Source organism: Streptomyces caeni (assembly GCF_042678285.1).
GTDB classification, from domain to species: Bacteria; Actinomycetota; Actinomycetes; order Streptomycetales; family Streptomycetaceae; genus Streptomyces; species Streptomyces caeni.
In genome coordinates, this window is the sequence record NZ_JBHUDX010000045.1 from 20,504 (window position 1) to 44,705 (window position 24,202).

17 protein-coding genes and 2 pseudogenes are annotated in these 24,202 nt (G+C 69.6%); 12 read left to right on the forward strand and 7 right to left on the reverse strand.

Going from position 1 to position 24,202, the window contains the following annotated elements; translation table 11 throughout:
• Positions 1–5 precede the first annotated feature (5 nt).
• A pseudogene (locus tag ACFSL4_RS15870) lies at positions 6–1,316 on the reverse strand (transposase).
• Between ACFSL4_RS15870 and ACFSL4_RS15875 the strand changes: the two are divergent.
• Positions 1,225–1,857, forward strand: a pseudogene (locus ACFSL4_RS15875) (tyrosine-type recombinase/integrase); the annotation flags it as partial. The pseudogenes ACFSL4_RS15870 and ACFSL4_RS15875 overlap by 92 nt on opposite strands.
• A 261-nt stretch (positions 1,858–2,118) precedes the next feature.
• Here ACFSL4_RS15875 and ACFSL4_RS15880 read toward each other — a convergent pair.
• Complete coding sequence (locus tag ACFSL4_RS15880; protein WP_381082953.1) at positions 2,119–2,667, reverse strand: DUF1062 domain-containing protein; 549 nt, start codon at positions 2,665–2,667, stop codon at positions 2,119–2,121.
• Positions 2,668–3,314: 647 nt separating this feature from the next.
• Here ACFSL4_RS15880 and ACFSL4_RS15885 point away from each other — a divergent pair.
• The 4 genes from ACFSL4_RS15885 (at position 3,315) to ACFSL4_RS15900 (ending at position 8,673) form a co-directional block, all read left to right on the forward strand.
• On the forward strand, positions 3,315–4,331 hold the full coding sequence (locus ACFSL4_RS15885; protein WP_381082955.1) for an ATP-grasp domain-containing protein: 1,017 nt from the start codon (positions 3,315–3,317) through the stop codon (positions 4,329–4,331).
• A 151-nt stretch (positions 4,332–4,482) separates the two neighbouring features.
• Positions 4,483–7,512 carry an AfsR/SARP family transcriptional regulator gene (locus ACFSL4_RS15890; RefSeq protein WP_381082957.1) on the forward strand — a complete coding sequence of 1,010 codons (3,030 nt, stop codon included), beginning with the start codon at positions 4,483–4,485 and terminating at the stop codon, positions 7,510–7,512.
• A 126-nt stretch (positions 7,513–7,638) separates the two neighbouring features.
• Positions 7,639–7,812: a hypothetical protein gene (locus ACFSL4_RS15895; protein WP_381082959.1), complete on the forward strand. Its 174-nt coding sequence runs from the start codon at positions 7,639–7,641 to the stop codon at positions 7,810–7,812.
• Between the two features lie 147 nt (positions 7,813–7,959).
• A complete protein-coding gene (locus tag ACFSL4_RS15900) occupies positions 7,960–8,673 on the forward strand; it encodes a response regulator (RefSeq protein ID WP_381082960.1) in 714 nt (237 codons plus the stop codon).
• 4 nt (positions 8,674–8,677) lie between these two features.
• On the opposite strand, the gene ACFSL4_RS15905 is transcribed toward ACFSL4_RS15900, so the two are convergent.
• The 5 genes from ACFSL4_RS15905 to ACFSL4_RS15925 are packed head-to-tail and all read right to left on the reverse strand — an operon-like array spanning position 8,678 to position 17,005.
• On the reverse strand, positions 8,678–9,751 hold the full coding sequence (locus ACFSL4_RS15905; protein ID WP_381082962.1) for an acyl-CoA dehydrogenase family protein: 1,074 nt from the start codon (positions 9,749–9,751) through the stop codon (positions 8,678–8,680).
• Between the two features lies 1 nt (position 9,752).
• Positions 9,753–10,907 (reverse strand): acyl-CoA dehydrogenase family protein, encoded by a 1,155-nt coding sequence (locus ACFSL4_RS15910; RefSeq protein WP_381082963.1) that lies wholly within the window; start codon positions 10,905–10,907, stop codon positions 9,753–9,755.
• Between the two features lie 10 nt (positions 10,908–10,917).
• Positions 10,918–15,000: a non-ribosomal peptide synthetase gene (locus ACFSL4_RS15915; protein WP_381083055.1), complete on the reverse strand. Its 4,083-nt coding sequence runs from the start codon at positions 14,998–15,000 to the stop codon at positions 10,918–10,920.
• 5 nt (positions 15,001–15,005) lie between these two features.
• Positions 15,006–16,130, reverse strand: a complete 1,125-nt coding sequence (locus tag ACFSL4_RS15920) for a M20/M25/M40 family metallo-hydrolase (protein WP_381082965.1) — start codon at positions 16,128–16,130, stop codon at positions 15,006–15,008.
• Positions 16,127–17,005 (reverse strand): RimK family alpha-L-glutamate ligase, encoded by an 879-nt coding sequence (locus tag ACFSL4_RS15925; RefSeq protein WP_381082967.1) that lies wholly within the window; start codon positions 17,003–17,005, stop codon positions 16,127–16,129. The genes ACFSL4_RS15920 and ACFSL4_RS15925 overlap by 4 nt, the downstream gene beginning before the upstream one ends.
• 248 nt (positions 17,006–17,253) lie before the next feature.
• Here ACFSL4_RS15925 and ACFSL4_RS15930 point away from each other — a divergent pair, with 248 nt between their 5' ends.
• The 7 genes from ACFSL4_RS15930 (at position 17,254) to ACFSL4_RS15960 (ending at position 24,191) form a co-directional block, all read left to right on the forward strand.
• Positions 17,254–17,985: a sulfotransferase-like domain-containing protein gene (locus ACFSL4_RS15930; protein ID WP_381082969.1), complete on the forward strand. Its 732-nt coding sequence runs from the start codon at positions 17,254–17,256 to the stop codon at positions 17,983–17,985.
• A 293-nt stretch (positions 17,986–18,278) separates the two neighbouring features.
• Positions 18,279–18,689, forward strand: coding sequence for a hypothetical protein (locus ACFSL4_RS15935; protein WP_381082971.1), 411 nt, complete (start codon positions 18,279–18,281; stop codon positions 18,687–18,689).
• A 1-nt stretch (position 18,690) separates the two neighbouring features.
• The gene (locus ACFSL4_RS15940; protein ID WP_381082973.1) at positions 18,691–19,743 is read left to right on the forward strand and encodes a BtrH N-terminal domain-containing protein; all 1,053 of its coding nucleotides are present in this window, start codon (positions 18,691–18,693) and stop codon (positions 19,741–19,743) included.
• 43 nt (positions 19,744–19,786) lie between these two features.
• Complete coding sequence (locus ACFSL4_RS15945) at positions 19,787–21,082, forward strand: DegT/DnrJ/EryC1/StrS family aminotransferase (RefSeq protein WP_381082975.1); 1,296 nt, start codon at positions 19,787–19,789, stop codon at positions 21,080–21,082.
• Positions 21,079–21,921 (forward strand): transketolase, encoded by an 843-nt coding sequence (locus ACFSL4_RS15950; protein WP_381082977.1) that lies wholly within the window; start codon positions 21,079–21,081, stop codon positions 21,919–21,921. Before ACFSL4_RS15945 ends, ACFSL4_RS15950 begins: the two co-directional genes overlap by 4 nt.
• Positions 21,918–22,874: a transketolase family protein gene (locus ACFSL4_RS15955; RefSeq protein WP_381082979.1), complete on the forward strand. Its 957-nt coding sequence runs from the start codon at positions 21,918–21,920 to the stop codon at positions 22,872–22,874. Before ACFSL4_RS15950 ends, ACFSL4_RS15955 begins: the two co-directional genes overlap by 4 nt.
• A 30-nt stretch (positions 22,875–22,904) precedes the next feature.
• Positions 22,905–24,191, forward strand: a complete 1,287-nt coding sequence (locus ACFSL4_RS15960; RefSeq protein WP_381082981.1) for an ATP-grasp domain-containing protein — start codon at positions 22,905–22,907, stop codon at positions 24,189–24,191.
• The last annotated feature ends 11 nt before the right edge of the window (positions 24,192–24,202 follow it).

The following is a 24,202-nucleotide window of genomic DNA, read 5'->3' on the forward strand; positions in this document are numbered from 1 at the left end:
GGTGCTCAGGGGGTTCCCTGTTCGATCTGTCGCCCGTCAGTTCTCCTGGGGTCTTCGAGCAGGGCGTTGCCCACGGCGTAGAGGGGGGCTTTCCGCTTGTTGTGGCGGCCGGGTGGGCGTCCCGGTCCGGGGCGGGAGAGTTTCGCCGGGTTTGTGAGGACGGGCAGTGACCTGCGGACTTGGCGAAACCCCCGGCGTACGCGGCCGGGCGTGAGGCGTTCGGGGGGCAAGGCGCGTTCCCACGGGCGCCGGAGGTCCTCGGACAGGGGGCGGGCGAGGCGGAGCTGGGTGTAGGCAGCCATGACGAGGACGGTCCAGCGGTCGGCGGCGGCGGGCTCGCGCAGGCGGGGGCTGGTCCAGCCGAGGTGCTGTTTCCAGTAGCGGAAGGTGTGTTCAAGATCGAATCTGCGGAGGAAGCAGGACCAGATGGTGTCCGCGAGCGTGGCGTCGGTGCCGGTGCCGGTGCGTGACCACCACAGCCACAGCGGTTTCGGGGTGCCGCCGGAGCGCAGGCGCTCGACGCCGAGGCGGATCACAGTGCCGGGCACGAGTGGCAGTTCGGGTTCGGGGTGATGGCTCCAGACTGTCTGCCGACTGAGCTTGACGTGCAGCCGCTCGAAGCAGCGGACCCGCACGTGGCCGTAGGTGTCGAGTTCGTGTGTCCTCTCGTGCAGGGGACGTCCCCATGTGTCCGGGGTGTGGAACTCGAATCTGCTGCCGTGGCGTCGGGGCCGGCCGCCCTTGGGGCCCACGCCGCCTTTCGCGGGTGGGTCGCGGTAGAGAACGCGGTCGCCGCGCATGCGGACGCACACCTCGACGGGCAGACCGGCGAGTTGGTGGGCGAGGTAGGGGCCGTCGTAGCCGCAGTCGGCGACGATCCGGATCGGCTCGTCGCCCTAGCGCCGGCGTCCCAGGGCCACGATCTTCGTGACGACCTCGCGCAGTTGGTGGGCGGTGCGTTGCTGGACGTGGTCGCCGGGGCGTAGGCGGTAGGCGTCGAGCGGGGCGGTCCAGGAGGTGCGTCCGCCGGTCAGGGCGGCGACGATCGAGTAGGCCCAGCCGGGGATCATTTCGTGGGTGCCCTCGGCGCGTCCGCAGGTGTGGCAGAAGGTGCGTTGGTCGCTGGTGTTCGCGTCGGGGCGCGGCCACGGGGTCACGTCGACGGCCAGGACGATGCCGCCGCCGGGACCGCGCGGGAGGTCACGCAGGGCGAAGGACCAGTTCAGGCGGATCCATCCTTGGTCGCTGGAGGAGACGCTGGCCTTCCTGGAGGCCGCGCGCAGCGACCCGCTGTACGCCGCGTTCGTGCTGGCCATCGCTATGGGTCTGCGACGCGGTGAGTTGGTGGGGCTGCGCTGGTCGGATGTGGATCTGGACAACCGCGTGCTGCACGTCCGCCAACAGACGCAGCGCCGCAGGGGAACGTTGTACGACGACGACCTCAAGAGCCGCCGTAGCCGCGTGGTGCCGATGCCCGCGCTGTGCATCGCGCCGCTGCGCTGGCACCGGCTGAGGCAGCGCGAGGCGTTCGCGCGCACGGGCGTCACCTGGTCGGAGTCCGGTTACGTCTTCGCCACGCGGAACGGTCGGCCGGTTGAGCCGCGGAACGTCTACCGGTCCTTCACGCGGGTCGCGGCCGGTGCGGGGCTGCGGGTGGTCCGGCTGCACGACGCACGGCACGGGTGCGCGACGCTGCTGACGGCGGCCGGCGTCGCCCCGCGGGTCATCATGGAGATCCTGGGGCACAGCCAGATCAGCATCACGATGGACGTGTACACGCATGTCGTGCACGACACCCAGCGGGAGGCGATCAGCCACATGGACCGCCTGCTCAGGCGCCGCCGACCGGCCGCCTGAGAGGCGACTGCCGTCATATGGTGCCGTCAAAATGGCCCGGACCGTGATCGGTCCGGGGCCTTTTGCCTGGTGCCCCCGGCAGGAGCAGCAAAACATGGGAAGCGGAGCCGTCGCGGACACGGGGCGGGACGCTGGTGGTGACGGCGGCCGTCTCGCTCTGACCCCGGCGTACAGCCCGACTCGTCTGCCGAGGCGCGTTCACCAGCCTTCCGGGCCTGTCCGGCGGATCTTGCCGGACAGGCATCTGGTCCCGAGGAGGGCTCAGCGCTTGAGCGTGAAGGTGAAGTCGCCGGAGAGCTTGCCGCTCAGCCGGACTGCCGAAACGAGTTTCCCGTCCGTGATCAGTTTCTCGACCTCGGCCCGTGAAAGACCGCAGCCTTCAGCGATCAGTCGTACCGGCCGGACGGGGATCCGCGCCGCGAAGCGGACCGAGACGTCGATCACGTCGCGGTCCAGGTGATCCGATCCGCCGGTGTCGAGACGCCAGGCGTCGTCCCAGTCGAGGGCGATGCGATTGCGGCGCCGCACGACCGGATCCTGGAGCAGTTCAGCCGCCAGGTGGGGGTCGTTGTCATGCAGTCGGTCCAGCAATTCGGGTCGTACGGAGCGCACGTTCATCCGCTCCATGACCGTGAGCTTTGTGGTCTCCCCGCAAGCGGTACAGAGCGCGAGGAGCCAGACGTCGATGAGTTTGTGGTTCGCGTTGACGCGGAATTTACCGCTTGTCCGGAAGCTGTCGGACGCGCACACGTGGCAACGGCGGCGAATGAGCGGCAGACAGACGGGTTCTACTACCCAGGTCTCGAGCACAGAGGTACACCTGTTTCAGTGAGAAGCTCGCAGCAAAAAGAAGCGCGACGCACATGCGCGACGCGCGACGAATTAGCGCTCGGGAGGCTTCACAGGGTGTACAACGGTATGTCCTTGACTAGACGACTCGGCTCGGCAGCATGGTAGTGATACACGGCGACACTGTTCCACTGATTTTCGGACATCTCACCGCCAGGTTCTGTATATCGATCGGCGTGTCATAGCCGGTGGTATCGGGGTGACTTGCGCTGGTCGCCCCGGCGAGTACAACGGACGCTACGGAGCACGGTCACTCTGTGCGTCCGCGACAAGTTCAACCGCCAGGACGCATCGCGTTGACCTTCCTCCGCTGCGGCTGCACATCTCGCTTACTCGTCTCCGAGCCCCCTGGTGCCACTCTCGGCAGGAGCCGCACACCTGCCGCCTTGTGCGGTCGGCTGTCACCACCTTGGTCACACGTCAGCGTGCCCTCGCGGGGCCGAGGGCTGCAAAAACGTTCGGTGTACCTGCTGATCACGGAAGATGCGCCGATGACCGGTGAGAACGTGAGTCGAGAAGAGCGCTGAGCCGTCGGCGGCCGAGGTTGCCCGGTGGGGGGGGAAGGGAAGGGGAACGGGGAGGGAAGACCGCACTGCACAGTGGCGTGTATGGGTGCATTCTCTCCTAGAAGCTCGCAGCTCAGGCTGCTCCTGGTGATGCCGAGTCACCAACTCGTGCGAAAAGGAGCCGAGCGGGGGTTCCGTATCTGGTCGGTGTGGGATCCGTCGCAGTTGGAGGCCGACTTCGCGCCGCGCGTCGAAGAGGTCTCCGAGGAACTGCTGCTCACCGATTTCACCGACGAGAGCGGACTGCGCGAGACTGTCGCGCGGACCGTGCGGCGCTATGGCATCGACGCCGTGCTGCCCTGCGGCTTCGGCGGTTCCATCCTGCCGGTGGTCCAGGAGGCATGGCAGCTGGGCCTGTCTCCGAACCCTCCGGCGGTGTACGAACGGCTCCAGTCCTGCCAAGGGGAAGACCGGGCCCCTGCAGAGGCTCCCAGGGTGAGCGTCGAGACGCTGACCGTGGACGGAACCCATCACTTCGTGGGGATGACGGCTCAACGCACCACGGGGCCACCGCACTTCCTCGTGACGGGATACCTCCACCCGGCGCCGTTGACCGACGACGAACAAAAGATCATCTCGGCGGCGGTCGAGGAGCGACTGACGGCGAGCGGATACCGCTTCGGCCCGGCTCACACAGAGGTGGCGCTGCTGCCCTACGGGCCGCGGATCGTTTCCTGCCGCCCGCACCTGGGCGCCGACCGTATCCCCCTGCTCGTCGAGATCGCGCGCGGCTTCGACCTGGAGGCGGCGGTCTTCACGGCCCTCCTGGGCGGCCGCCCGGTCGTGCCGAAGGCTTCCCAGTACGCGGAGGTCGGTTTCTTCCTGCTGCCCGAAGGGCGGCTGGAGACGTACACCGGCACGGAGGACATCGCCGTGACCCCATGGGTCCGTGGAGCGCGCTTTCCGTACACGGTCGGCGACCGGATCGCGTCAGTCGGAGATTCGCGCGCCCGGCGCGCCTACGTGGTCGTGGAGGGGAGCACACCGGAGGTCACCCGCGAACGAGTCGCCAAGGCGCGAGAGGATCTTGTCGCCGATATCCGGCCAACTGCCTGGTGACGCGCACCGGGTAGTTATGTTTTCCTTCTGCACGAGGCGAAGGCAGGGGGGACGAGACGCGGGATCCGGCATGCCCGGTGCATGTGCCCCGCGAGAGGATCTACCCTCTGTGGCGTGTGTCCCATCTCATCGCTGACGAGGGGAGGACAAGGTGCGGGCCGCGGCATCGGGTCGAATTGAAGGCGGCGCAGGTCTCAGACCAGAATTCGCCGTTCTGGGATCTCTGGAAGTCCGTAGCGGCAGCGAACTCGTATCGGTCAACGGGGCTTTGCAGCGCCGCGTTCTCGTGATGCTGCTCCTGGAGGCGGGGCGCGTCGTGCCCGTCTCCCGTCTGGTGGCGGCCGCATGGAACGACGAACCGCCGGACAGTGCCGAGCACCAGGTGCGCAAGACGGTTGCCAAGCTGCGCAGCCGCATTCCGCACGGTCCTGACATCATCGTCACCGACGGACCCGGATACCGCGCGGTCGTCGACATCGAGCAACTCGATCTGCTGTGCCACCAGAGGCTGTTGAGGCAGGCCAGGGCATCACTGGAGGCGGGGGAGACCGAGCGGGCCGCGGCACAGTTGCGTGAGGCGCTGGCACTGTGGCGAGGGCCCGTGCTGTCCGGTTCCGGCGGCCGTGTGGTCGACGCGGCCTCGACGGCTCTGGAGGAGCAGCGGCTGACCGCCGCCGAGCAGCTCTACGATCTGTGCATCGACGCGGGTGGGGCCGCCGAGATCACGGGTGAGCTGCGTGCCCTCGTCGACGAGCATCCGCTGCGCGAGACGCTGCGCAGCCGGCTGATGCTCGCCCTCTACCACTCCGGCCAGCAGGCCGCCGCGCTCGACGAGTTCGCCCGTACCCGAGGGCACCTTGCGGACGAACTGGGCATCGACCCCGGCGCGGAGCTGACCGGACTGCACGAACGCATCCTGCGCCAGGACCCGTCGCTCACCCGCCCGGAACGCGCCGTGTCCCGTGTCCCGCACCAGGTGACCGAGGCTCCGCACGCGCTGCCGTTCGACGTGTCCGACTTCTCGGGCCGCAGCTCGGAGCTGGAGTGGGTCTGCGACGCGGCCAGGCGCGCCCTGGAGGGGGCACCGACGGTCCTGGCCCTCGACGGCATGGGCGGCGGCGGCAAGACGGCACTGGCCATCCGCGCCGCCCATCAACTGGCCGAGCAGTATCCGGACGGCAGTCTCTTCATCGACCTGCACGGCTTCACACCGGGTCAGACGCCGCTCAGCGCGTTCCAGGCGCAGGGCGACCTGCTCGCCGCCGCCGGTATCCCCAGCGAGGAGCTGCCCACGGTGCCGGCGGGACGCGCCGCGCGGTGGCAGTCGTACATGCGGGGCCGCCGCATGCTCCTGGTTCTGGACAATGCCGCCGCCTCGGAGCAGGTGCGGGAGCTGATTCCAGCCTCGTCCGACAGCCTGGTCCTGATCACCAGCCGCCCGCGGCTGACCGGACTGGACGGAGCCGAATGGCTCTCCCTGGGCGCCCTTCCGGAGCCGGACAGCCACCAGATCCTGCGTAACACCCTCGGTGCCGAACGCGTCGAGAGGGAACCGGTCGCGGCCCGTGAGCTGCTGCGACTGTGCGGAGGACTACCGCTGGCGGTCCGGATCGCCGCCGCCCGGCTGGCGAACCGCCCGCAGTGGACGGTCCAGCGACTCGTCGAACGGCTGCGCGACCACGACCGACGCCTGGACGAACTCACCAGCGAGGGAAGGGGAGTGGCGGGCGCTCTGCTGCTGTCGTACCAGTCCATGCCCTGGGAACAGCGAACGGCCTTCCGGCTGCTGGGGCACCACCCCGGACGCTATCTGGATGCCGAGGAGGCCGCCGCACTGCTGGACACCGATGTGCTGGCGGCCGAGGACGTGCTGGAAGAACTGGTGGACGTCCGGCTGTTGGAGGCCAGGGAGCCGGGGGTGTACGCGCTGCACGATCTGGTGCGCAGCTTCGTGCAACGAGTCGCGCAGAGCCAGAAGGCGCCAGAGGACGGGCAGGCGGTGCGGCGACTGATGGATCACTACCTGATCGTGGCGGAACATGCCTGCGACATGCTGTTCCCCGGACGGCGCCACTTCGGGGACGTCGACGAAAAGGGTCAGGAACGCGACGAGTTCGATCACAAGGACAAGGCGCTCCAGTGGCTCGACCAGCACCGCGAGAGTCTGCTGGCGGCGGTGGACGCCGCGTACCACGAGGGACTGCTGTGGCACGCGGCGCGGCTGCCGCGTGAGTTGGGTTTCCACTCCAGCATCCGCGCCTACGACGCCAGCGCGAACGCGGCGTTGGAGAAGGGGGTCAGCGCGTCGCGACTGCTCGGGGACCGGTCATTGACCCGGCTGAACCTGATGAATCTGGCCATGGGCAAGTGGCGGCTGGGGCAGTTGAGCGAGGCCGTCGCCCGGCTGGAGGAAGCCGTGGACCTGTCCCGGCAGATGGACGATGTGCACAGCGAGGCGGAGTGCCGGGCCCGGCTGGGACAGGCGTGCAACAGCATGGGGGAGCTGGAACGCGCTCTGCAGCTGTGCCAGGAGGCCAACGCGCGAGCGCAGGAGCTCGGCTTCACCCGACTCGACGGCTCGTCGCTGAGCACGCTCAGCCTGGTCCAGGTACGGCTGGGACTGTTCGACGAGGCGGCGGCATCGGCGGAGAGGGCGGTGGCCATCTTCGACTCGATCAAGGAGATACAGCTCTCCGTGGACGCGCTGAGCAATCTCTCCCAGGCGATCGAGCGACTCGGCCGCTTTGAGGAGGCGCTTGCCTGGGCCGATGCGGCGCTGGAGCGGTGCCAGCGCATGAGCATGCCCTCGGTGCTGCCGCTCGTACTCGCCCGCAGAGCCGATGTGCTGGCGCGCATGGGGGAGCTGGACGAGGCGGCGGACAGCGCCGACCACGCACTCGCCAAGGCCACCAGCAGTACCGACGACATCCACCGTGCCACCGTGCACCTCTCGGTGGCGCGCGTGCGGTACGCGCAGGGGGACCTGGACACGGCGCAGGCTCAGCAGCTTCTGGCCCACGAGATCGCCTGCCGTATGGAGTTGCGCTACGACGAGGCCTGCGCGCTGTGGGGCCTCGGCCGTACCGCCGAGGCCCGGGGAGACTCGCAGCTGGCCCAGCAGCACCGCTCGGCGGCGGACAACCTCTTCTCCCTCATGAAAGTGCCGGAGAACGCACGCTGAGCCCCGCAGGTCTGGCGGGCCTACGGCAGGGGGATCGGGCGGGTGTCCGGAGGGGAACGGGCAGGGAAGGCAGATCGCGAACATCAGTGGAGTCGAAACGGCCTTCCTCTCCAAAGGAGTTCACCCATGCGCTTCGCCCCTGTCGCCGCCGCCTCCGTCATCGCTCTCGGGGCGCTCCTGGGGGGATTCACGGTCTCCTCCGACGCCGCCGCGCCGGGGACGGCCCAGCAGCGCACCGTCGCCTTCGCCTCTTCGACGGACCTGATCGTCTCCGGGACGGACAACAACGGCAACGGCTGAGCGGGTGGGCCGAACCCACCGGTTGCGGACCACCGGTCCAGCCACCCGGAAGAGTCACTGCTCTGGGGCGAGCCTCGCGATATCGGGGCGCCGCGATCCCGTTCGTGACAGCGAGGCTTCTACCCAATCCTCACCAGGGGGAACATCATGACCATTCGGGTGCTCATCTGTGATCAGCTGCCCGTGATCGCGGACGGTCTCAAGACTCTCCTCGACGCGGTTCCGGACATCGACGTGATCGGCACGACCCGCAACGGCATGGAAGCCATCGTTCTTGTGCGCACCATGCGGCCCGATGTCGTGGTCACCGATCTGGACCTCCAGACCATTCCCGGCCTTGAGATGATCCGCAGACTCGGCAAGGAGGATGAACCGCCCAGCGTCGTCGTGTTCACCGCGTCCGACGCCGACAAGACGGTGAGCGACGTGCTGCACGCCGGCGCGAGCTGTCTGCTCGGCAAGGACGCGAGCCCGCAGGAGCTGATCACCGCGATCCAGGCGGCAGCCGCCGGACAGACCATGCTCGCGCCCAACATAGCGGAGCGCCTGGTCACTTGGTTCCGTGCGCAGTCGGAGCCCCAGGAGGCCGCGACGTGCCCGGAGATGACCGAGCTGACCCCACGGGAACGGGAAGTGACCAGGATGGTCGCGCTTGGCATGTCCACCGAGGAGGTGGCCCGCGAACTGATCATCGGTGAGGCCACGGTCCGTACCCATCTCTACCGAGTGCGGACCAAGCTCGGCGTCCGCGACCGCGCCGAACTCGTGTCACTGGCCTACCGGACCGGACTCACCCACTCGGCCGGCCGACCCGTCGGCGACGAGAGAATGACGTCGACGGGGAGCCTGCGCGCCAGTTGATCCCCTACGGCCGGAATGCCGCCGCGACCGGAAGTTCCGTGCCGGCCGCGGCGCGCCGCGCCGTTCGGATGCGGTCGGCGCCGACCATCCGCCACAGTGCGGCGGGATCGCCGTACCGGACGGACTCGGCCGCGGCCAGCCGGAAGTACCGGTGCAGGCCCAGTTCCGCCGTCATCGCGCGCACCCCGCAGCTCTGCATGCTCAGCCGCACCACGTCGCCCGCGGTCTCGGCGGCCATCGCCAGCGCCATGACCGGCGCGGTGCCGACGGGGTCCGGCTCCGAGTCGACCGACCAGGCCCCCCGGTACACCGCCGCCCTGGTTGCGCGCAGCGCCACCAGGGCTCGCGCCAACGGGAAGGCGACCGCGGGCAGATCACGTAGCCTGGTGCCGAACTGCCGCCGGAAACCGGTGTATTCCACCGCGGCCCGGTGCGCGCCGTCGGCGATGCCCAGCAGGTAGGCGGCCTGCCTCAGGCGCGCCCGGGTGAGCGGACCGGTGGGCGAGTCGTCCAGAGTCCCGAGCACGTCCGCCGTGGTGACCGGCGTGGCATCGAACCGGACGACCGGCGGCCAGCACCCGCTCTCCGTGGTGCAGCCGGGCGCCCCGCGCTCCACCGCGACGAGTACCGGCTCGCCGCCCATCCTGGCGGCCACCAGAAGTGTCCCGGCGCTCACGTCGTCGACCGTGACCGCGCCGGTCAGCTTCCAGCCGCCCGCTCGCGGGGTCGCGGTGACCCCACTGCCGACCGGCAGCGCTTCCCAACCCGCCAGTGCCGCGCCGGCCGGACCGCCCATATCGGCTGCCGTCGCGTCGGCCCGGTAGGAGTTTCCGCAGGCCGCGCGGCCGAGCTCCTCGCTGACCAGCACCCCGGCCGTCAGGCCGAGGCCGAGGCCGCCGGCGGAGGCCGGCCGTTCGAAGTCGGCCGCGCCCAGTTCGTCGAGCACCGTCCGGGTGGGGCCGAGGGCTCCGTCGGCCACCGGTGCGCCGTGCAGCTCCATCCGGGCGGGGACGCCGGCAAGGCCCGTACGCAATGCCTTGCGCAGCCGGATGACGAGCGGATCGGGAGTGAGGTCCATGTCAGTGCTCTTCCTGTCCGATGGAGTCGAACGCAGCGGCCATGATCTGGAGCATCACCTCGGAGGTCCCTGCCGACAGCGTCAGCCCCGGCGCCTCCCGGTAGGCGGAGTCCAGGGTCACAGCGGCCCTGATGCGGTTCGCCCGCTGCTCGGGGCTGGGGATGCCGACGGCCCACGCCGCGATGCTCTGGGCGAGTTCGCTGCTGTGGTACTTGGCGACGGCCGTCGATACCTGGTCGATCCGGTCCGACGCGAGGCCGGTGAGGACCTCCCAGGCGAGGACATGGTCGGCCGTCAGCGCGCCGTACCAGCGGCCGATCTGCTCCAGGCGGTCGTCGTGCGAGGAGCCCGGGTCGCCGTCGATCAGCGCGTCCAGTGCGGCCTGGAGCCAGTGCTCCGCCTTGAGGTGGTAGTCGAGACCGGTGCGTTCGATGGCCAGTGCCTCGTTGAGCAGCGGCCACCCCTCGTCGCGCGGACCGAGGAGGTCGTCGCCCGACACCGGAACCGAGTCGAGATCCACCCGGTGGAAGTGCTCGTCGCCGACGCCGGGTATCACCGACACCGTCACACCGGGGGCGCCCATGTCGATCAGGAACAAGCTGATTCCCCGGTACTTCCCAGCACCCGGCGTCGTACGGGCCGCACACAGTCCGAGGTCGACGAAGCGTGTCTTGAGGCTGAACACCTTCGTACCGGTGATCCGGTAGCCGTCGCCGTCGGGTTCGGCCACGGCCCGCAGCGCACCGAGATCCGATGCCGCGTCCGGTTCGGTGTAGAGCACCGAGGCGAAACTCTCACCGCGCGCCAGGGCGGGCAGATACCGGCGCTTCTGCTCGTCGTTGCCCGCCATCAGCAGGAACTGGCCGACGATCTGGACGGTGTTGACGTGGAAGGTGTCCGGCACTCCCGCGCGCACCAGTTCCTCGGCGATGATCGCGGCATCGGTCAGCGGGCGGCCCTCTCCGCCGAACTGGACGGGCCAGTGCACGGCGAGCAGGCCCAGCTTGCCGAGCAGCCGGTAGAGCGGACGTGCGTCCGGCTCGACACCGTCAGCGCCGGTGGCCTCCGCCGCCGCGGCGCGCACCTCGGCGGAGCGCAGGGCCCTGCGCACCTCCGCCCGGAACCGTTGTTGATCCTCGGTGAATCCGAACCGCATGTACGTCTCCTCAAAGGGCGAGCGTCTCTTCGATCGCAGCGACGACCCGGCTCAACGCCGGTTCCGTGAAAAGGGTGTAGTGGTCGCCGGGTACGCTTTCGGCCCGGAACGGGCCCGCGCACACCGTCCGCCACTGCTCCTCCATGGCGATGTGGGGCGACGCGGTGAGCACGGTGACCGGTCCGCCGTACGGGCCCGACGGGCGGTACGCCCGCATGGACAGGGCGGAGAACCGGAACGTCTCGAAGCGGGAGGCCAACTCCTGCTCGGTGAGGTCCAGTTCGACGCCGAGACGGGTCAGTGTCTCCTTGACATCGGCCACGCCGACGGCCGGGTTGTCGAGGACCGCGCGCACCTGAGGGCCGTCGCGTCCCGTCAGCCTGGCGACGTCGTGCACGAACCGCTGCCGTACCGTCGCCTCGTCGAGGGGGACGGAGTCCTCGTCGTAGGCGGCGTCCAGCAGGACCAACGGCGGTCGTTCCCCGGTCTTCTGCTCGATCCGCCGGGCGACCTCGAAGGCGAGCACACCACCGTAGGACCAGCCGGCCAGGCAGTACGACGGGGGCAGGCCGGCTTCCATCAGGGAGTGCGCGATCCTGGCGGCGGTCGCCGCCAGTCCGTCCTGCGGAGCGATGAGGGCGTCGCGTGGATCGGCGGCGAAACCGGTCACCCCGATGTCCTCGCGCAGTGCCCTGGCCAGCGGTATGTAGCAGAACAGTTCACCGCCCGACGGATGCAGCAGGATCGCCTGCGCTGGACCTGACGCACGCATCAGCACCGGTGGCCGGTCGTTGCCCGACGCGGTTTCCTGTCCGGACAGGCTCTCCAGCGCATCGAGCGGATCGCCGTCGTCATCGCGCCGTGCGGCGCGGAAGGTGTCGATGACGGCGGCCAGGTGGGCGACGGTGGGCGAGGCGAAGAAGTCGCCGAGCGCGATCTCCACCCCGAACCTGCGGTTGATCGCCGACATCAGCTGCACGGCCTGGAGGCTGTTGCCGCCGGCCAGGAAGAAGTCGTCGTGCACGCCCATCCGGTCGTCGTGCAGCAGGGGAGCGAGCACATCGCGCAGCAGTCCGCGCTCCGTCGCGGTGAGCGTCTCGTCGCCGGCCCCCTCGCCCGTACGGCTCAGGTCCGGTGCGGGCAGCCTGCGCCAGTCGACCTTGCCGCTGCTGGTGAGCGGAAGCTCGTCGAGGACCACGAAGTACGACGGGATCATGTACGACGGCAGGAGCGTGCCCAGATGTTCGCGCACCGCCGGCACCTGCTGCTCGGTGACCCCGGTCAGATGGCCGACCAGATGCTTGTCCCCGTTGCCGTCGGTCCACGCACGTACGCTGACCGGCCCGATTCCGTCGAAGCCGGTCAGCGCCGACTCCACCTCGCCCAGTTCGATCCGCAGTCCGCGGATCTTGACCTGCTGGTCGATCCGGCCGAGGAAGACAAGCCGTCCGTCCGCCAGCCGTTTCACCAGGTCTCCGGTCCGGTACAGCCGTCCGCCGGGCGCGGTGCCGAACGGGTCGGCGATGAACTTCTCCGCGGTCAGCTCCTTGCGGTTGAGGTAGCCGCGCGCCAACCCGCCTCCACCGATGACCAGCTCACCCGGCACGCCGATTGGCACCTGGCGCAGGTCGCGATCGAGTACGTGGGCCACATGGTTGGTCATGGGCAGGCCGATCGGCGGTGAGGTGTCCCAGCTGCCCGCGCACTCCTCCACGATCATCGTCACCGTGCACTCGGTCGGCCCGTAGCCGTTGAACAGCCGCCTGCCCGGGTTCCACCGGTTCACCAGCTCACCGCTGAAGGCCTCGCCGCCGACGAACGCGATCCGCAGGTCGGTGAACCTCTCGGGCGTCAGCAGCGGCATCACGGTCGGAGGCAGGTCGATGACGGTGATGCCGGCCTGCTCCATCAGCGACTGGAGCCGCTCGACGGACAGCCGTTCGTCGTCGGTCGCCAGGCACAGGCGGGCTCCGGTCAGCAGCGCCGAGAACGTCTCGAACACGGAGACGTCGAAGGTCACCGAGGCGAACCCGAGCACCCGGTCGGCCGGTGTCAGGTCGAACAACTCCCGCGTGGAGTCGATGAAGTTGACCACACCCCGGTGCTCGAGCAGCACACCCTTCGGCTTGCCGGTGCTGCCGGAGGTGTAGATGACGTACGCGACGTCGCCGGGCCGCGCCGCAAGCGGGGGGTTGTGGTCGGGCAGCGCCGCCAGTTCCTCGCGGACGTCGTCCAGTGTCACGACGGGCGCCTCGACCTCGCTCAGGGTCTTGCCGGCCTCGGCGTGTGCGATCACCATCCGCACGCCCGCGTCGGCGGCGATCTCCGCGACACGCCCGGAGGGATGCGCCGTGTCGAACGGCACATAGGCCGCGCCGGTCTTGAGCACCGCGAGGATCGCGGTCGGCATGTCTACGTCCCTGCGCAGACACAGGCCGACCCGAGCACCCGCCTCGACGCCGCGCTCGCGCAGCAGGGCGGCGAGCCGGTTCGCCCGGGCGTTGAGTTCGGCGTAGCTGGTCTCGACGCCGGCGACGACGACCGCCACGCCGTCCGGAGACTCGTGGACGCGCGCCTCGAACTCCGCCGCGACGGTCGATTCGCGCATCGGCCGCATCGGGCCCTTGCCGACCTGGGCCAGGAACTCCTTGTCCGCCGGGCTCAACACCTCGGCGGAGGACAGGGGGGCGTCCGGGGCGGCGGTCAGGGTGTGCAGCAGCCCGTCGTAGTGGCGGGCGAACCGGACGATGCTCTCGGCGTCGAACAGGTCGGTGTTGAACTCGATGGCCAGGAGGGCGTCGACTCCGGGAGCCGCCTGCTCCGCCAGGTTCCAGCTCATGTCGAACCGGGAGGTGCCGGTCCGGACGTCCTCGTGCGAGGTGGTGATACCGGGCAGGCCGGGCGTGGTGTCCGCGCTCTCCACACCGAACACGATCTGGAAGATCGGTGAGCGCGACGGGTCGACGACCGGATCCACCGCGTCGACCAGCTTGTCGAACGGCAGGCCGCCCCGCTCGGACGCCTCGGACGAGATGCGCCTGACCCGCTGGACCAACTCGCGGAAGGTCGGGTCGCCGGAGACGTCCGCGCGCAGTACCCGCATGTCGGTGAAGAGGCCGATCACCGAGGACACGGCGTCGTGCCGCCGGTTCGCGTCGGGCGAACCGATCACCAGGTCGTCCAGGCCGGAATAGCGGTGCAGCAGTGTGAAGAAGGCGGCGACGAGGACGTCGAACGGGCTCGCGCCCTCCTTCCGGGCCAGTTCCCCCGCCTGCTCCAGGGCCTCGTGCCCGACGGTGCAGCGGACTTCGCCGCCCGCGAAGGTCCGGGTCTCGCCCCGTGGCCGGTCGGTCGGGAACTCCAGTACCTCGGCCCCTGCCAGCCTGTCCCGCCAGTACGCGGCGAGTTCGTCCAGATCCGCTCTGCCGAGCTGGTCGCGCTGCCACACCGCGTAGTCCGGGTATTGCACGGGAAGGCCGGGCAACCGCGGTGCGTCACCGTCACGCAACGACCGGTACAACTCGGCGAGTTCACGCATCAGCACGCTGCGCGACCAGGCGTCGCAGACGACGGAGGGTACGTGGAACAGGAACAGGTGGTCGTCCGGCGCCACCCTGATCAGCACCGCGCGCCACATCGGCGTCCCGCTCAGGTCGAACGGTTCGTCGACCCGTCGCTCGACCAGTGCCCGCGCGGCGGCCAACCGCTGCTCGTGGTCGTCCCCCGCCGCCTCGACCACCGGCAGTTCGACCGGGACCTCGGTGGCGACCACCTGCATCGGAGCGCCCTCACGCGCCACGATCGTGGTCCGCAGCGCCTCGTGCCTGGACACGACCGCGGCCAGCGCTGAGGCCAGCGCGTCGGTGTCCAGTCCGCCCCGCAGACGCAGGCACAGCGGCGTGCCGGAGGCAGGGCTGTCCGGCGCCGGGTGGTCGAAGAACCGTAGGGTCTGCTGGGCGTGCGACAGCGGCGTCGGACCTGTGGTGCCGCGCGATGTGGGACCTCGCCTCGCCACGGCTTCCGCATGTTCCCTCAGCCGGGTGAGGAACTGCGCGCGGCGCTGTGCGGGCAGCGCGGCAAGGCGCTGGGTCATGTCGGTCACCTGAGACTCCTCACGGGCAGCGGCGCGTCGCACGCACGGTCGTCCGTGCGCACGGGCAGGTGGGCCAACTCCGAGATGGCAGTGGACAGTACGTCGATGCCGCGCAGGTAGTCCGAGAGCACGATGTGCTCGTCGTCGGCGTGATCGAGGCTGCTGTCGCCCGGGCCGTAGGTCGCCATCGGGACGTCCCAGACCTCGGCGAGGGTGTTCATGTCCGAGGTGGCCGTCTTCACCACGAGGCGTGGCCGGGCGTGCAGTTGCCGGATGCCGGACACCAGCGCGCGCACCGCCGGGTCGGCCCGGCCCACCCGGCAGGCCGCCACCGAGTTCAGCACTTCGAGGTGGCCGGCCGGCAGCCGGTCACACAGCCCGCTCACCAGCTCGTCGACGTCGAATCCCGGGGGGATGCGGATGCTGAGGTCCGCCGTCGCCGTCGTCAGGTCGCCGTTGAGCCGGCACAGGGTCGCACCCGGCCGGTCGAACACACCATGGCTCGCGTCCGGACCGAGCAGATCGACCAGCGCGTCCCAGCAGGCGACGGCCAGTTCGGAGGCCTTCGGCACCGGGTTGCTCGGGTGGGTGGCGGGACACTTGACGGTGTAGCGCAGGTCCAGCTTGCCCTTGTAGCCGAGTACCACGCTCGACCAGCCGCTGGGTTCGCCGATGATCAGCGCGTCCGGCCGGGCGTGGGTGGCGCGGATCGCCATCGCGCCACGCGAGCGCGGGGTCTCCTCCTCGACGACGCCGACCACCACGATCCGGCCGGGGAAGTCCACCGCGCCGGCCGCGGCACAGATCATCGCCGCGAGCGGTCCCTTCGCGTCCACCGCGCCGCGGCCGTAGAGCCTGCCGTCCTCGGAGCGGACCGGGAACTGGCCCGAGACTGTGTCCATGTGCCCGAGGAGCATCACGGTCGGGCCGTCACCGCGCTCGATCACGCCGATCGCATTGCCCACGCCGTCGATGTGCGCCCGGAAGCCCAGGTCCGTCATCGCTTCGGCCAGGTAGTCGGCCAGTTCGCGTTCCTGGTAGGACGAGGAGGGGATCTCCAGCATCTCGCGCAGCAGTCCGGCGGCGTATGTCTCGGTGACGTTGCCGGAAGAAGTGAACGCCCAGTTCATCGTTGCGCTCGTTCCAGCAGGTGGTCGACGATGTGGTTCGCGACGTCGACCCGGTCGGCGAGCGCGGATTGGAAGCCGGAGAACTCGACCCGGTGATTGACCTCCAGGACCAGCAGTCGACCGTCGCGGTCCTCGATCAGATCGACACCGGCGATGTCGGCGCCGACGGCGGCGGCCGCGTTGAGGGCGAGCTTGTCGATCTCCGGTGTCACCTCGCACAGCCGGGTCTGCCCGCCGAGTGCCACATTGGTGCGCAAGGACTCACCGGTGCGGTAGACGGCGCCCAGTACCTGGCCACCGACCACGATCACCCTGATGTCCCGGTCGGGCTTCTCGATCAGCTCCTGCACGTACCCGAGGTGCGACTGCGGGCCGGGCAGTGCGGCGGCGTACTCGAGCACCCCTTCCGCGCCGGCGCGGTCGGGCAGTTGGACCACCAGCCGGCCCCACGAGCCGACCAGCGGTTTGATCAGTGCCGGGTAGCCGATGGAGTCCAGGGCGGCCAGTGCGGCCTGCGGGGTGAGGCCGAGCGCGGTGCGCGGAGTCGGTACCCCGGCCGCCTCCAGGGCCATGGTGGTGCGCCATTTGTCACCGCACACCTCGGTCGCGTCCGCGCTGTTGACCACATCGACTCCCGCCGCGGTCAGGCAGCGGGCCGCGTACGCCGCGCGGACCTGACCGATCTCCCGGTTCAGCGCGAGACTCCAGGGCTGGTCACGCTGACCGGCCAGGAACCACTGCCGGCGCGTGTCGACATGGTCGAAGGGGACACCTCGCCGGTCGAACGCGTCGAACAGCCTCTTCTCGTCCGCGCCGACCCTGCTGGCTAGCACCGCGATCCTGCGGTCACCTGGGCGCTCCGGTGTCGCTGACACGTGACCTCCGTATTAGAACCACTGGTTAGTCGGACGGCACGACCGGCCTTCCGCGTAGAAAGGAAACTATGGGCAAACCGACACCGTGTGAGTCCGCGGCAAGCTTATTCGCAAGTGCTCGTTGTGTTGGCTCTCCCCCCTGCGGTTGCGAATTCTGATTACCCGGCTCCGGCGGCCGCTGTGCCACTCTTGAATGGATTTGAATATCTGCTGCAATAGTTCACTGCCGTCAGAGATGAGGGGGAATTGTGGGACACGAACCGGAGCGGATCCCGGTGCTCGCCATGTGGAGCGCGCCGCGCTGCCGCTCCACCGCGTTCGCACGGATGATGGCGGAGCGAGACGACCGCGCCGTCGTGCACGAACCGTTCTCCCGAGTGGTCGACTTCGGTGAGGTGGAGGTCGGCGACCGGATCGCGCGCAACGAGCAGGACGTTCTCGCGGCGCTGCGTGCCATCGCCACTCGGAAGCCGGTGTTCTTCAAGGACACCACGGACTTCCACTACCCGGCGCTCCTCGCCGACGATGATTTCCTCTCAGCCGCGACGCACACCTTCATCATCCGCGACCCGGCCGAGGCCATCGCGTCGCATCATGCGCTCAACCCGAACCTCGGCCGCGACGAGATCGGCTTCGCCCGGCTGCATGAGATCTTCACCGCCGTGCAGGCCGCCACCGGCACCACGCCGGTCGTGATCGACTCTGATGACCTGCTGGACCGGCCGGCCGAGACCGTGCGGGCCTACTGCGCGGCGGTGGGCATCCCCTTCCTTCCGGACGCGCTGAGCTGGGAGCCGGGCATGCGGTCGGAATGGCAGTCGACCAGCAAGTGGCACAAGTCGACCAGTGAGAGCGCCGGCTTCACCCGAAGCAGGAGCGGCGGAGCGGAGGCGGTCGCGGCGGACCCGGTGCTGCGCGCCTACCGCGATCACCACCTGCCGTACTACGAGAAGCTGCGCGCCGTCGCGCTCCGGCCATGACCACTCGGACCGGAATAGTCGACATGATTACCCGGCGAGTGCGCCTGACGGCGATTCGGGTATTCAGGGTAGTCACGGTGCGGAGGAAAAGTCTGAACGACGGGGCTAGGTTTGGAATGTAAGGCGGTGTTTCAGTGAGTGTCAGAACAAGAATGTACGAACCGGTCGACATTTCCGGCCATCGCAACAACACGGCTATCTCCGCGGCGACGGAGACCAGAACGGGCGCATTCAATGTATGGAGAAACTCGTTCGCGGCCGAATACCTGCCCGCGGGCAGGAGCCTCGTCCACGTGGCCGGTGTTCCCTTCGAGTTTCCTCCGGTCTGCGACGGACCGGACAATGTCCGCTGCGCCGGACAGTTCATTCGTGTGCCCGAGGGCCGCTACGACTGGATCCATGTCCTGGCGGCGTCCGAACGGCGCTGCGAGGACACCGTCGAGCTGAGCTTCGCCGACGGCTCGGTCGACACGGAACCGCTGCGGGTCTCCGACTTCTGGGCGGCGCCCGCGTGGTTCGGCGAGGTCAAGGCGTTCGAGAGCCTCGTCATGCACTATCCGCACCACGTGCAACGAGGTGTGCCGGCAGTGATGTGGGCGCAGCGCGTGCCGGTCACCCGGCGGGCCGGCCTCACCGGCATCCTGCTGCCCCGCAATGTCGCGGTGCACCTCTTCGCGGTCACCCTCCAGCGGACGGAGACCTGACATGACCGTCGACGTGACGACACGGACGTACATGATCAGCGGACCGGAACCCGAGTGGTGGTACCGCGACCTCGTCAGCTGCCTCCAGTCCACGTTCGGTTCGGTCCTGATACGGGAGGGGGCCGACGCACTGGCCGTGCTCGGCGCGGGGTGGCGGTTCCTGCATCTGCCGGGTGACGTCAGGTCCGAGGAGTTCTACTACCCGTGCCCCACCGACGAGTCCGGTGGCACCGACCTCGGTGCCGCGCTGGCACCCCACCACGAACTGCACGCGCGCTGGTGGCAGCCCGCCGACGAGAACGACGTCTGGCGGGAGGTGCGTGCCGCGCTGGCCGACGACCGGCTGGTCATTGCGGCCGTGGACAACTACCACCTGCCGTTCCGGCCCGCGTACGGAGACGTGCACGCCGCGCACCTCGTGGTGATCTACGGCCTCGACGAGACCCGCGGGGTGGTGTACGTCTCGGACGCGATGCCGCCCGCGTTCCGCGGTGCCGTCCCGATCGAGAAGTTCCTGCTGAGCTGGGGTTCCGCCAACCCCACCGACGTCCAGGACGCGTTCTTCAGCGACTCACGGATCGGCCGACGCTGTCTCGACGTCCGCCTCGACGCCCCGCCGGCGCCCTTGACGCCCGAACTGCTCGGCGGCTGTCTGCGCACCGACGTCGACAGCTTCACCACGGCCGGCTCCGCCCGTACCGGTCTCGCCGGATACGACGCGTTCGCCGCGGAACTGCTCGAGCGGTGCCGGGCCGCGGACGCCGGCGCGCTGCGTGAGCTGTACCCGTTCGGCTGGGCCATGCAGGCGCAGGCGTCGCTCCACGGTGAGCTGCTGCGTCGCTGCGGCCGCGAATGGGACGATCCGGCGCTCGCCGGAGCGGGCCGCGCGGTCGAGGCCGTCGCACACGCGTGGACCGGACTGCGGTTCACCGGTGCACACGGACTGTCGGACCCGAGCGCGGCCGCATCCGACATCGCGCACCACGCCACGACGCTGCGCGGCGCGTACGAGCGTGCGGTCGCTGCCGTCGGAGCGGCGGCGGCGCGGCTGTGACCACACGCATATCGACCACCGTGGCCCTGTGGAGTGGAGAGTGATGAGCAAGCTGGCAGCGTTCGGCGGCACGGCGGCCGTGCCGAGGGATCGGCGCCGTGTGCAGTGGCCGTTGGTCGAGGAGGAGGACCGCAAGGCCGTCTTGGGCGCGCTCGACGGCGCACGGCTGGTGTCCGACACCGACGGTGTGAATCCGGTGTCCGAACTGGAGGAGAACTGGGCCCGTCGTTTCGGTTTCGAGCACTGCGTCGCGGTGTCCAACGGCACTGCGGCACTGGCCCTGGCGCTGGCCGCGCTCGGCGTCGGACCGGGGGACGAGGTGATCGTGCCCGCGCTCAGCTTCATCGCGACCGGCCTCGCACCGGTGCACCAGATGGCCGTTCCGGTCTTCGCCGACATCGACCCGGTCACCTTCACCGTCGACCCGGACGACCTGGAGCGCCGGATCACCCCCAGGACCAAGGCGATCATCCCCGTGCACCTGCACGGCGCGCCCGCCGACATGGACCGGATCACCGCGATCGCGCACAAGTACGGCCTCGCGGTGATCGAGGACGCCGCACAGGCGCCCGGGGCCACCCATCGTGGGCAGCCGGTCGGCGGGATCGGCGACGCGGGTGCCTTCAGCCTGCAGGTCAGCAAGAACATACCGACCTGTGGCGAGGGCGGCCTGCTGGTGACCCGCGACGCCGAACTGGCCGAGGCGATGCGCCGCGGCAGGCAGTTCGGCGAGGTGATCGAGGCCGGCCGCGAGCGCGACTACGTGTCCTACGGCCTGGGCTGGAACTACAAGATGAACGCCCTCCAGGCCGCGTTCACCACCGCGCAGCTCGCCCGGTACGACGGCTACGAGCGAGCGCGGCAGCACAACGTCACCGAGTTCCTCGCGCGGCTCTCGGAGCTGCCCGGCCTGCAGGTGCCGACCGCGCCGCCGGACACCACCCACGCGTGGCACATCCTGCGCTTCCGGTTCGACCCGGCCGCGTTCGGCCTGGACGGGGCGCGGCCGGAGGCGCTGCGCTCGGCTTTGCGGCGACTGCTGCGCGCCGAGGGGGTACCGATGTCGCAGTACCAGCTCATGCCGCTGCCCGACCAGAAGGTGTTCGTGGACCGCGCAGGCTTCGGCTCGGGCTACCCGTGGTCCGTGACGGGTGCACGCGGAACGGTCGCGGGTGCGGGCTACCCGGTGACCCGCGCGGTGATCGCCGACTCCCTGACCATCCAGAAGCGTCACCTCCACCCCGGGGCGGGCGAACTGCTCGGCCTGTACGCGGACGCCTTCGACAAGGTGTGGGCGAACAGGGACATGGTGGCCACGCTCGCGAAGGCGGCTTCATGACCGTCACCCCGGTCCTGGAACGGGACACCCTGGACACGGTCGCCGCACGTATCCGCTCCCATGTCGTCGACATGTGCGCGGGGCCCGAAGGCGGCCATCTCGGCGGTGCGTTCTCCTGCGCCGACGTGCTCGCCGCACTCTACTTCTCGGTGCTGAACGTGGACCCGCTGCGGCCGGACGACCCGGATCGCGACCGCTTTCTGCTCAGCAAGGGCCACGCCGCCGTCGGCCTCTACGCGACGCTGGCCGAACGGGGCTTCTTCCCGGTCGAGGAACTCGCCGGATACGGCCGCCCAGGCAGCAGACTGATGGGCCATCCGGTGCGCGCGGTGCCCGGTGTGGAGTTGCCGACCGGATCGCTCGGCCACGGACTCGCGCTGGGTTGCGGGTTCGCGCTGGCCGCCCGGTACGCCGGGCGGGATGCGCGCACCTTCGTACTGCTCGGCGACGGCGAGCTCCAGGAGGGCTCGGTGTGGGAGGCGGCCATCGCGGCCGCGTCGCTGCGCCTCGACCGGCTGGTCGCGGTGGTGGACCGCAACGGTCTGCAGCTGACCGGCTCCACCGACGGCATCGCGCCGATGGAACCGCTGGCCGACCGCTGGCGCAGTTTCGGCTGGGCGGTCCGCGACGTGGACGGCCACGACCCGGACCGACTGGCGGGGCATCTGGGCGCCGCGCCGTGGGAACCGGGCAAGCCGAGCGTGCTGATCGCCCGCACGGTCAAGGGTCACGGGCTGCCGTTCCTCGCCGGCCGCAGTGCCAGCCATTACGTGACCCTGTCACCGCGCAACCACGCGCGGGCGGTCCGCGCCCTACGGGACACGAAGGGGGCCGGATGAGTCGCGCGACCCGGGAGGCGTACCGGGACAGTCTGCTGCCGCTGCTGCAGCGGCATCCGGAGCTGATGTGCCTGGACTCCGACACCGGTCTGTTCAACGCCGAGTACGCCGAGGCGGCCGGCGACCAGTACCTCAACGTCGGTATCGCCGAGCACAACCTGATGGGCATCGCCGCCGGGATGGCGGCGTGCGGGCGGATCCCGTTCGTCAACACGATGGCCGCCTTCGCCACGTCCCGGGCACTGGAAGCGATCAAGATCGACATCGCCTACAACCGGTTGCCGGTCCGCGTCATGGCCACCCACGGCGGTCTCGCCGCGGGCCACCTCGGTCCGACGCACCAGGCCCTGGAGGATCTCGCCGTGATGCGGGTACTGCCCGGGATGACCGTGGTGGTGCCCGCCGATGCCGCCGCCACGGAGGCGTTCGTCGAGCAGAGCCTGGACCTGCCCGGACCGCTCTACGCCCGGCTGGGCCGCAAACCGACGCCGGACCTGCCCGCGGCCCCGCCGCCGGTCATCGGGAAGGCGCAGACGCTGCGGCAGGGCGGCGATGTGGTGCTCGCCAGCTGTGGTCCGTACCCCGTGCTCGCCTGCCTCGCCGCGGCGGACGTCCTGGCCGGACAGGGCGTCGAGGCAACCGTGTTGAACATGCACACCCTGCGGCCGTTCGACACGCAGACGCTGGCGGCCGCGGCCCGGCCGGCCTCGCTCGTGGTGACGCTGGAGGAGCACTGGCGCGGCGGCGGTCTCGGTGGCGCAGTGGCCGAAGCACTGGCGGAGGCGGTGCCCACGAGAGTGCTGAGGCTCGGCATGCCGGATCAGTTCGTCGACACGGTCGGCAACCAGGAACACCTCGTCAGCCACTACGACCTCACCGCGGAGCGGGTGGTGAGGACGGTCCGTACCGCCCTCGACCGCGGACGCACCGACCTGATCACCTCCCACTCGTGACACTTGGACCCTTCGAAGGAGGCAAGTGCCGTGGAGACCACGAGCAGCCATGTAGTCCATATCGGCTTCGCCGAGCAGCACATCGACTCGATCGAGTTCGGCGAACACCAGGTGTCCCTGCTGGTGCACCGGCATGTCGCCGAGCGCATGTCATATGCGGCGCGGCAGCGGTTCGCCCGCATCGGCGTCCTCGACGTGCCGCACACGCTGGACTTCGAAGACTACGACCGGGCCGTTGACCAGATGATCCGCCTGGTCGACGAGTTCGCCGCAGAACTCGGCCCCCCGACCGCCGTCGTCGCCATGTATGAACAGGTCACTCTGCCCGCGGCGCGCTTGCGCGACCACTTCGGTGTGCAGGGAGTCGACACCGACACGGCGCTGCTCTGCCGTGACAAGGTCCGCATGAAGGAGGTCATGCGGAGCGGCGGCATACGCGTCCCCGCGTTCTGGGCGGTGGACACGACCACTCCGCACGCCTACCTCGAGAAGATCGCGGAGGCTGTGCCGGGCCGGATCGTTCTCAAGCCACAACGGCAGGCCGGCAGCTTCGGCATCATGGTCTTCCGCGACGGCACGGAGTTCCTCGCTCATGCCCGGGCCCACGGAATCCCCGACGATCACGAGGTCGAGGAGTTCATCGAAGGCGAAGTGTGCCATGTCGACGGAGTGGTGCGGGACGGTGAGATCCGTTTCGTCAGCGCCTCTCGGTACATCGGAGACTGCCTCAACTTCCAGAGCGGCGAGCAGCATCTTTCGGCCGTCACATTCGACGACGCCCCGACGCTTGCACGGATCACCGATTTCACCGCACTCGTACTGAATTCACTGAGGCTGCACACCAGCACCTTCCATCTGGAGCTGTTTCTCACCCCCGACGACGAGCTGGTCTTCCTCGAGGTCGGCAACCGCTTCGGCGGCGCCTACATCAGCGATTCCATCCGCGCGGTCTACGGCGTGGATCTGGTCCGCGAGTCCGTCCTCGCCTGCATGGGCCTGCCGTCCGAGGTCGGGACCGTCACCGGCATCCTCGACCACGAGGGTGTCGGCGCCTCCGGCTGGCTCTACTCCGCACTGCCGGAGAGCGAGCCCTGCGTGGTCAGGCGGATCCGGGGCCTCGACACGTGCCCGGACTCCGTGGTGCTGTCCGACATCCCCCGCATCGGCCAGACGATCAACGACGACATCACGGCCTTCCCCACCGCCGGCAAATTCGCGTTCTCCGGAGCGACCACGGCGGAAGTCGAGCGGGACATACGGCGGTTGGCCGCCTCCTATTCCCTCGAAACAGCTCCCCGGAGGATCCCGCACATCTGACCCGCACCACA